This is a genomic window from Streptomyces chilikensis, assembly GCF_001642695.1.
GTDB classification, from domain to species: Bacteria; Actinomycetota; Actinomycetes; order Streptomycetales; family Streptomycetaceae; genus Streptomyces; species Streptomyces chilikensis.
On the sequence record NZ_LWCC02000007.1, the window covers coordinates 1 to 9,194 of the forward strand.

Sequence of the window (9,194 nt, forward strand, 5' to 3'; positions counted from 1 at the left end):
GCCGGACGGCGGCGCCGCGGCGGAGCCGTCCGCCTGGCCGTCGTGGGCGGCCGGGGTCCTGCGGGAGGCCGCGTCGGAGGCCGCCGCGGGTGACGACGTGGGCACGGTGACGCGGTGTCTGGAGCTGGCGCTGGAGGTGTCGGCGGACCCGGAGGAGCGGGACGAGGTGCGGCGCGCGCTGGCACGGGCGGTGTGGCGGGTCGACCCCGCCGCGGCGGACCGGTGGCAGGAGGCCGACCGCGGCGCCCTGGAGCGGGGCGGGATCACCGGACGTGACGCGCTTCCGCTGCTGCGGCAGGCCCTGTGGCGGGGTGACCGCGCCGGGGCGGACCGGGCGCAGGCCGCCTACGAGTCCGGCGCGGACGCCGTCGGCGGGCGCGGCGGCGACCTGTACGCGGAGGCGGAACTCCTGCTGGCCCGCAAGTGGTTCTACGGTGCCCGGACGGACACGGCGGCGTCCCCGGAGCCCCGGACGGCGAACGCGGCCCCGGGGAAGGAGCGCCTCCCCGAGGACCCGTGGATCCGCGCGGTGCGCGCCATCGGGGACGGCTGCGCGGGCCTGAGCGCCAAGAGCGCGCTGACCGGCGCGGAGCACGTCCTGGAGAGCTGCCGACTGGACGAGACCATGCTCGAGGTGGTGCTGGCGGCGCTGCTCACGCTGGTGCGCGGCGACCGGCCGGAGACGGCGGCGGAGCGGACGGAGGCGCTGCGCGCGCAGGCCGTGCGCCGCGGCGGTGTGGTGTGGCAGGCCGCGCTGGACGGCGTCCGGGCGGACCTCGCGCTGCGCTGCGGCGAGCTGGTGCGGGCGGCGGGACTGGCGCGGGGGGCGCTGGAGCTGCTGCCCGCCCGGTCGTGGGGCATGCTGCGGGGGTACCCGCTGAGCGTCCTGATCTCGGCCCAGACGCTGCTGGGGCAGCACGGCTCGGCGGAGGCGTCGCTGCGCGCGCTGACCCCCGAGCTGCTGGAGGGCTCCGTGTGGGGGGCCTGCTGCCTGTACGCGCGCGGACAGCACCACCTGGCGACGGACAGGGTGCTGGCCGCGGTGAAGGACTTCCAGGCGTGTGCCCGGATCACCCGGGAGCGCGAGTTCGACGTCGCCGAGCTCGTGCCCTGGCGGAACGGGCTGGCCGAGGCCAACCTGCGGCTGGGGCGCACGGCGGCGGCGCGCGACCTGCTCAAGCAGCAGCTGGGGCTCGCGCAGGAGGTCAGTCTGCGCACCCAGGGGGCGACGCTCCGGCTGGCGGCCGCGGCCGGTGAGCTGGCGCAGCGTCCGGCTCTGCTGCGCAGGTCCGTCGACGCGCTGCAGGCGGCGGGCGACCGCATGGAGCTGTCCCGCGCCCTGACCGACCTGAGCGTGGCCTGCCGTGGGGTGGGTGAGCTCGACCAGGCGCGGGCGGCCTCGTGGCGGGCGGCGCAGGAGGCGAAGCTGTGCCGGTCGGCTCCGCGCCCGGCGCCCCTGCCGGGTCCGCGGGCGGCCGCACGGCCCGACCCGTTCCCCGCGCTGGGTGTGGCGTACGAGGTGGTGCCGGCGGACGAGGGGGGCGGCGAGCCGACGGGGCCGCTGCTGCTCAGCGACGCCGAGAGCCGGGTGGCGCTGCTGGCGGCACGGGGCTTCAGCAACCGGGAGATCAGCCAGCAGTTGTTCATCACCGTGAGCACGGTCGAGCAGCACCTGACCCGCGTCTACCGCAAGCTCGGGGTGAGCAGCCGGCGGGCCCTGCCCACCAGGCTGCTCGCGCAGCAGACGTGACCCCGCCGCACCCCGCCACCCCTTCGAACGGAGAACCGTGAAGTCCCCCTGCGCCCTGCGTCTGTTCCTCTTCCCGCACGCCGGCGGGTCCCAGCTCCTGTTCCGTGAGTGGTCCGCGTTCTTCCCCGGCGACTGGCGGTTCCTGCCCCAGGACTATCCGGGACACGGGCTGCTGGCCGGGCTGCCGCCGCTGGACGACGCGGACACCCTGGTCGACTGGTTCCTCGAGCGGCTGGACGCCGAGTTCGGCGACCCCGACGTGCCGTTCGCCTGCTTCGGGCACAGCATGGGCTCGCTGGTGGCGTTCGAGGTGACCCGCCGGCTCGTCGAACGGGGTGGTCCGCGGCCGGTGTGGCTCGGCCTGTCGGGCTGCGGGGCGCCGTACACCTCCCGGCAGCCGGTGCAGACGGGTGAGCTGACGGACGCGGAGCTGCGCCGCCGGCTGGTCAGGCTGGGCGGCACCCCGCCGCGCATCCTGGACGACCCGGAGCTGTGGAGCGTGTTCGCGCCGGTGATCCGCGCCGACGTCACCCTGGTCTCCAACTGGCGCCCGCCCCGCCGGCTGACCCCGCTGCCGGTTCCGCTGACGGTGTTCCACGGGACGCAGGACGTGCTGGCCCCCGAGGGTCCGCTGGAGGAGTGGGCGGACTCGACCACGGACTTCGTGGGGGTGCGGCGTTTCGAGGGCGGTCACTTCTACTTCCAGGACGATCCCGAGCGGCTGGCCGCCCTGATCACCGGAGACGTGCGGAGGTCCTTGGTGCGGGCCGCCGCCACGAGGAGCGCCCACCGGACTCTGGAGAACGACTCGAGAACCGCTTGAGCCGCGGTGGGAGGCGGGTGGAACCCGCCGTTCCCCGCAGGGGAACGGTGTTTTCCGTGCGACGCGCCGGACCGGCCGTCCGGAAATCGGCGGACGCGTCCGGGCAGGCCCCGGAGGACCGGCGCCGCGACGCGCGGCGGAAAACAGGGCAAGGCATTCCGGTAATGCCGCCCGCCCGGGGCCGGACCTCGCCGGCGCCGGTCCGGGCCCGTCCCCGCGTGTCCGGAAAGGAGCGGGACGGAGTTCTCCGGACGGGCCTTCCCGCGACACGGCCGCCATTCCGGCGGCCGTTTCCCGGTGGCGCCCCGCGCCACGGCCTCCCGGTTCCGCCGGCGCACCGCCCTCCACGACAATCCCCTATTCCCGCCCTGCCCCCCGGAATCCTTTAGGGGTTCCCGGGGGACAACCCCTGACTGCGGCGCATTGCATGGATTCGACGACCGCTCCGTAATAACTTGAGACTCCCTTGAGCGGCTGAAGGGCGAGACGCTCACGACGGTGTCTTCGAATGGGAGGACACGGGAGGTGTCTGTGCGGTTTCGACCGATGCCCGGGGTGAGCGTCGCCTCCGTCAAGTCCGACGGCTGCCTGGAGCTCGTCGCCGACACGGCGAGGGGGCGAGCGCGCTACCGCTGCGGCCCGACGGCCACGGCGATGTGGATAGCTTTGCGCGTTCACGACGGCAATCCGGACGCGGCCGCGCACATCCTCGCCGGCCTGTGGCACACCGACCCGGTCAACGCGCGCACCGACCTGGAGATCTGGGTCGAGGAGATGAGCGACGCGGGGCTGATGCGCGCCGAGCCGTGAGCCCCCGGCCACGGCCGCGCCCCTTCACGCCCGCCCGGCCCCTTCACGACGGCTGCGGCGCCTCCACGCCCGCCCGGCCCCTTCACGACGGCTGCGGCCCCTTCACGCCCGCCGGCCCCTTCACGACGACCGCGGCCCCTCCACGGCCGTGGTGGTCGTGGAGGGGCCGGCGGGCGGGATCAGGCCGCGGCGGGAATCCGCAGGCGGGCCGACTCGTGCGGGAGCAGCGGGGGCGCGGTGAGCACCGGCACCTCGGGGCCGCGGCGCAGCGCCGCGAACAGCCGGGGGCTCTGGATCTCGGTGACGGTCGCCGACAGGGTCATCAGCGCGAGTGCCGCCCGGGCGTCGTCACGGTTGCGGGTGGCCAGCGCGCCCACCATGTCCGCGTCGCGCCGGTCCGCCGCCGGCCCGGTCAGGCGCGGATCGGTCCCCTGGACCCGGCAGCCGGGGTAGCCGACGTCGTTGGAGGTCGCCATCGCCCACGCGTCGTCGGCCGCCCGGGCGACCGCCCGCTGGGCGGCACGGCCGAGACCGGCGGCGAGCCCCCGGTCGCGCAGCTGCGCCTCCAGGGCCACGACGCTGCGGGCCGCGGCGCTCATCCCGTGCCCGTAGACCGGGTTGAAGGCGGTGGTGGCGTCGCCGATCACCACCAGTCCCTCCGGCCAGACGCCGAGACGGTCGTAGTGCAGGCGCCGGCTGACGGTGGAGTGGGAGCGCTGCACGGCGGTCAGCGGCTCCAGCCCTTCGATCAGGTCGCCGATCAGCGGGTGCCGGACGCCGTCGCGCGCGAAGGCGGAGAACTCCTCGGCGTCCGCCGTCGGCTCACCGCCGCGGGTGCCGGAGAGGGTGACGATCCACCGCCCGTCCTCGATCGGCATCAGGACGGCGCCGCGCCCGGGAACCGGACGCCTGGCGTCGGCGAGCACGCTGACCAGGGGGAACCCGGACTCCGTTCCCTCCGGTGCGCGGAACACCCGGGTCGCGTAGACCATGCCGGTGTCCACGGACTCCTCCTGGGGCGCCGGGACGCCGATCCGCTCCAGCCAGCGCCGCATGCCCGAGCCCCGGCCGGTGGCGTCCACCACCAGGCCGGCCTCGAGCACGCGCTCGTCACCGGAATCGCGATCGCGAATCGTCACTCCGGTGATCCGGTCCGCTCCCCCGGTCAGCCCCAGGACCTCCGTGCGCTCCAGCACCGATATCCGGCCCTGGCGCAGCGTCTCCTCCCGCATCACCCGGTCCAGCAGCGCGCGGCTCGAGGCGAGGGTGAACTCGGTCGACGGGAAACGGTGCTGCCACCCGAAGGGGGTCAGGGAGACCAGACCGCCGGGAATCCCGATGCGATGGGCCCCGGCCTCCAGCAGTTTCCCCGTCATGCCGGGTAGATAGGTCTCGGCGATCCGTGCACCGCCGGACCACAGGATGTGACAGTGGCGCGCCTGGGGAACTCCCTTGCGCGGCTGGGCCCCGGCCGGGTATTCGTCGCGCTCCACGACGACCACCTCGTCGATGTGCCGGGCCAGCATCGCCGACGTGAGCATCGCGGTGAAACCGCCGCCCAGAACCACCGCTCGCCTGTGTGCAGTCATGCCCGAATCGATTCCTTTCCCGTCGCCTGAATAACGGACCACGCTACGGCAAGGGAGGCCGCCCCTCCGGAACCCGGAAGCACGATCTACGGGTGAGGGGTGAATAGGGGTGGCTATCGGGGAAGACCCCTGTTTCCTTTTCGGCCAACGACGGACGGTCAACTCGCGCGAAGGGCCTCCGTGGAGTGTTATTCACAGTCCTGGAGAAACGGAAAAGCTCGCTACCCCGCGCGGAACGGTCCTCGTACAGTGAGCGCATGACGACAATCCACACGACGACACCGGTGGTCGTATTTACCGGAGCGGTCAAGGAGTTCGGCGCGGTACGCGCCGTGGACGGCCTCGACCTCACGATCGGACAGGGTGAACGGGTCGCCCTGCTGGGCCGCAACGGCGCGGGCAAGTCGACGTCCATCGGGCTGCTGCTCGGCCTGGACGATCCGACCGCCGGCTCGGTGCGGCTGTGCGGCGTCCCCCCGGTCCAGGCGGTCCGCGACGGGCGGGTCGGGGCGATGCTGCAGGACTTCAAACCGGTCTCCCGGGCGACGGTGCGCGAACTGGTGTCGTTCGTGGCCGGCACCTACCCCGCACCCCTGCCGGTGGACGAGGTGCTGGAACTGGCGGGTCTGACGGAGCTGGCCGGGCGTCGTGCCGACAAGCTCTCCGGCGGTCAGGCGCAGCGGGTCAGCTTCGCCGTCGCGATGGCCGGGGACCCGGACCTCCTGGTCCTCGACGAGCCGACGGCCGCGCTGGACGTCCAGGCCCGGCGGGCCTTCTGGGCGTCCATGCGCACCTTCACCGACCGCGGCAAGACCGTGCTGTTCTCCACGCACCACTTGGAGGAGGCCGACCAGAACTCCGACCGGATCGTCGTCATCGACCGGGGCCGGCTGATCGCCGACGGCAGCAGTGCGGAGATCAAGCGGACGGTGGGGGTCGGGGTCGTCTCCTTCGACCTCCCGTCGGATCCGCTGCCCTCCGGTCTGGAGGACCTTCCCGGAGTCGTCTCCGTCGAGGTGGCCGGCGGACGGGTGCGCCTGCGCACCTCGGACTCGGACGCGACCGTGGGGGCGCTGCCCCGGCTGGTGACCCCCCGGGGCCTGGAGATCGCCGCGGCCGGCCTGGAGGACGCGTTCCTCAGCCTCACCTCGCACGCCACCGACCCTTCCGCCACGTCCTCCTCCGCGGACGCCCCCGTGACCTCCCAGAAGGCAGGTAAGTGATGGCCGGCAACGCCGTGCTGGTGTCGCGTTACGTCAACTTCGAGCTGCGCCGCACGCTCCGTGACGTCGGCTTCGTCATCTTCGGCATCGGCACACCGGTGCTGATGTACATCATGTTCACCAACGTCGGCGACAAGGCCTCGGCCGGATCCTCCGACTGGGCCGTCAGCGCGATGGTGGGGCTGGCCGCCTACGGCGCCCGCCCCCCCACCGCCCTCTCCCGTCTCGCGGGACCGTCAGTCCAGGGCCCGGCGCCTGAAGCTCCGGATCCCGACGACGGCCGCCACCAGGGTGGCGGCGGCCAGCACCGCCATGTCGATGCCGTACGGGACCGACTCGACCTTCCCCAGCAGCACGTCCCGCAGGCCCTCGTTGATGTAGGTGATCGGGTTGATGCCGACCGCCACCTGGAACCAGCGCAGACCGTGCAGGCTCAACAGCGAGTACTGGGCGGCCGCGGTGAACATCAGCGGCGTCAGCGCCAGGCCGAAGACCACACCCACCCGGCGGGCCGGCACCATGGTGCCGAGCACCAGGCCGAGCGCCCCGCCCAGCAGCGAGCCGAGGACGAGCACGCCGACGATCGCCGGCAGGGCCGAGGCCGGCCACCACGGCACCCCGAGGATCAGGATCCCCACCGGCACCATGAGCGCGGCGGCGACGAACCCGCGGATGCCGCCGAACAGGATCTTCTCCAGGGCGACCAGGCGGACGCCGACCGGAGCCATCAGCCGGTCCTCGATCTCCTTGGAGTAGGAGAAGTCCATGACCAGGGGCAGCGCGGTGGCCTGCAGCGCGCTGATGAAGGCCGTCAGGCCGACGATGCCCGGCAGCAGCAGCGGCACGTAGCTCTCGTCGACGTAGTTCATGTCGGCGAGGACCTTGCCGAAGACGAACAGGATGAACAGGGGCTGGAGCAGCGCCTCCGCCAGGAACAGCCACGGCTGACGGACCGTGACCAGCACGTCCCGCCAGAGGATGGAGGTGAAGATGCGGCGCTGCGAGACCTTCCGCGGCCCGCTGGGGGTGCGGGCGAGCGAGCCCGCCGGGCCGGCGCGGTCCGCCACCGCTTCGTCGGCGGACGTGGTCGTCGTGAGAGTCGTGAGAGTCACCGAAGTCCCTTGCCAGTGAGGTGGATGAAGACGTCTTCGAGGCTTGCCTCCCGTACCGCCAGGTCCTTGACCTCGCAGCGCAGCTCGCCCAGCACCTTGAAGACGGCGGGCAGCACGTCGCCGGCGCCGGACTCGACGCTCAGCACGTACCGGTCCTCCTCCGGCTCGGGGGCCGGCATGCCCGGGAAGGGCGGCGCCGCGGCGGGCATCCCCGGCACGTACTCCGCGGCCGCCACCCAGGGGACGCCGGTCAGCGCCTCGGCCACGTCCCGCGGGGAGTCGGAGTCGTCCAAGAGGTTCAGCTTGAGGGTGAGCGTCGTGCCGCCCGGCAGGCCGTGGACCAGTTCCTCGGGCGTGCCCAGGGTCAGCAGCTTCCCGTGGTCCACGATGCCGATCCGGTCGCACAGCTTGGCGGCCTCCTCCATGTCGTGCGTGGTGATCACCACGGTCACGCCCTGGCGGCCCAGCTCCATGACGAGGTCGTGGACGAACAGCCGTGCCTGCGGGTCCAGGCCCGTGGCCGGCTCGTCCAGGAACATCACGCTCGGGTCGTGCATGAGCGCCCGGGCGATCATGACGCGCTGCGCCTGGCCGCCGGACATCTCGTCCACGAGCGAGTCCGCCCGGTCGGCGAGCTGCACGCGCTCCAGCAGCTCGTCGGCGCGGCGGCGGCGCTCGGCCCTGCCGATGCCGTGGTAGGCGGCGTGGAAGAGCAGGTTCTGCCGGACCGTCAGGGACCGGTCGAGGTTGTTGTGCTGCGGCACCACGGCGAGCACCGCGCGCGCCCGGTCGGGCTGCGCCAGCACGTCGATGCCGTCCAGGAAGGCCTGGCCGGACGTGGCGCCGGCCATGGTGGTGAGCATGCGGATCGTGGTCGTCTTGCCGGCGCCGTTGGGGCCGAGCAGGCCGAACACCTCACCTCGCGTGACGGTGAAGCTCAGCCCGTCCACCGCCGGCGGCATCGCGGGGTGGTACCGCTTGACGAGGTCCCGGACCACCACGACCTGGTCGTCCGCGATCCCCACCGTCCCCGGTGCCCCCACTGCTTCTGCTGTCTCTGACACTTTCACTCTCCGTCGGTAGGTGGGAATCGGCGGGCGTACGAGCCGGTCGACGCCGCGTCCTTGTCGGGCCATCGGTCAGGCTTTTCCGAATTCACGCTGGATGAGCTCGAACATCTCGTCGGGCGTGGCCGCCTCGAGCAGGTCGTCGACCCCCGGGTGCTCGTCCTGCCGGTGAGCGGCCAGGGCGCTGTTCCAGCGGGCGAGCAGGGCCTCCAGGCGTCTGGCGACCTCGTCGCCCCCGCCGCCCTCCGGGGACAGGGCGCCGAGGAGACGCTCCAGCCTGTCGATCTCCGCCAGGGCACCGGCCTCACCGGCCTCACCGGCCTCGCCGGCCGTGTCCCCGTCGTCCTCGGGTGCGAGCTGCTCGGCGAGGTGCCGGACGAGGTCGTCGGGGGTCGGGAAGTCGAACACGAGGGTCGCCGGGAGCCGGAGGCCGGTCCGGCGACCCAGCCCGTTGCGGAGCTCGACCGCCATCAGGGAGTCGAACCCCGCCGCGACGAACCCGTTCCGGGCCTTGATCCGCGCCGGGTCGTCGATGCCGAGCACACGTGCCGCCTCCTCCCGCACGAGGGCGAGGAGGATCTCCTCCCTGGCCTCCGCGGCGGTTCCGGCACCGCCGGACGCCGCCGAGGCGAGACGGTCGCGGAGTTCGGCGGCGGGGTCCGCCGGCCCCCCGGCGGCCGGGGATCCGGCTTCCGGGGCGCCGTCGCCGGTATGGGCGGTGGCCACCGCCTCGGGCAGGTCGGAGAGGAGCGGGCTGGGGCGCAGTGCGGTGAAGGGCGGGACGAACCGCGCCCAGTCCACGTCCGCCACCGCCACGGTG

8 protein-coding genes are annotated in these 9,194 nt (G+C 73.5%); 4 read left to right on the forward strand and 4 right to left on the reverse strand.

What is annotated here, in order from left to right:
* The 3 genes from A2U95_RS33405 to A2U95_RS20600 form a co-directional block, all read left to right on the forward strand.
* Nucleotides 1-1,750: helix-turn-helix transcriptional regulator (locus A2U95_RS33405; RefSeq protein WP_277350952.1), on the forward strand; the 1,750-nt coding region annotated here is incomplete at its 5' end.
* A gap of 37 nt (nt 1,751-1,787) precedes the next feature.
* The gene (locus A2U95_RS20595; RefSeq protein ID WP_166025477.1) at nt 1,788-2,573 is read left to right on the forward strand and encodes a thioesterase II family protein; all 786 of its coding nucleotides are present in this window, start codon (nt 1,788-1,790) and stop codon (nt 2,571-2,573) included.
* Between the two features lie 546 nt (nt 2,574-3,119).
* On the forward strand, nt 3,120-3,383 hold the full coding sequence (locus A2U95_RS20600) for a PqqD family protein (protein ID WP_240957490.1): 264 nt from the start codon (nt 3,120-3,122) through the stop codon (nt 3,381-3,383).
* A 179-nt stretch (nt 3,384-3,562) separates the two neighbouring features.
* Here A2U95_RS20600 and A2U95_RS20605 read toward each other — a convergent pair whose 3' ends face one another.
* Nucleotides 3,563-4,972, reverse strand: coding sequence for an FAD-dependent monooxygenase (locus A2U95_RS20605; protein ID WP_166025481.1), 1,410 nt, complete (start codon nt 4,970-4,972; stop codon nt 3,563-3,565).
* 257 nt (nt 4,973-5,229) lie between these two features.
* On the opposite strand from A2U95_RS20605, the gene A2U95_RS20610 reads away from it, so the two are divergent.
* On the forward strand, nt 5,230-6,195 hold the full coding sequence (locus A2U95_RS20610) for an ABC transporter ATP-binding protein (RefSeq protein ID WP_166025483.1): 966 nt from the start codon (nt 5,230-5,232) through the stop codon (nt 6,193-6,195).
* Between the two features lie 236 nt (nt 6,196-6,431).
* Here A2U95_RS20610 and A2U95_RS20615 read toward each other — a convergent pair whose 3' ends face one another.
* The 3 genes from A2U95_RS20615 to A2U95_RS20625 all read right to left on the reverse strand — a co-directional run.
* A complete protein-coding gene (locus A2U95_RS20615; RefSeq protein WP_206282994.1) occupies nt 6,432-7,307 on the reverse strand; it encodes an ABC transporter permease in 876 nt (291 codons plus the stop codon).
* Nucleotides 7,304-8,371, reverse strand: coding sequence for an ABC transporter ATP-binding protein (locus A2U95_RS20620; protein WP_240957491.1), 1,068 nt, complete (start codon nt 8,369-8,371; stop codon nt 7,304-7,306). The genes A2U95_RS20615 and A2U95_RS20620 overlap by 4 nt, the downstream gene beginning before the upstream one ends.
* A 75-nt stretch (nt 8,372-8,446) precedes the next feature.
* A partial coding sequence (locus A2U95_RS20625) for a phosphopantetheine-binding protein (protein WP_240957492.1) occupies nt 8,447-9,194 on the reverse strand: 748 nt, incomplete at its 5' end.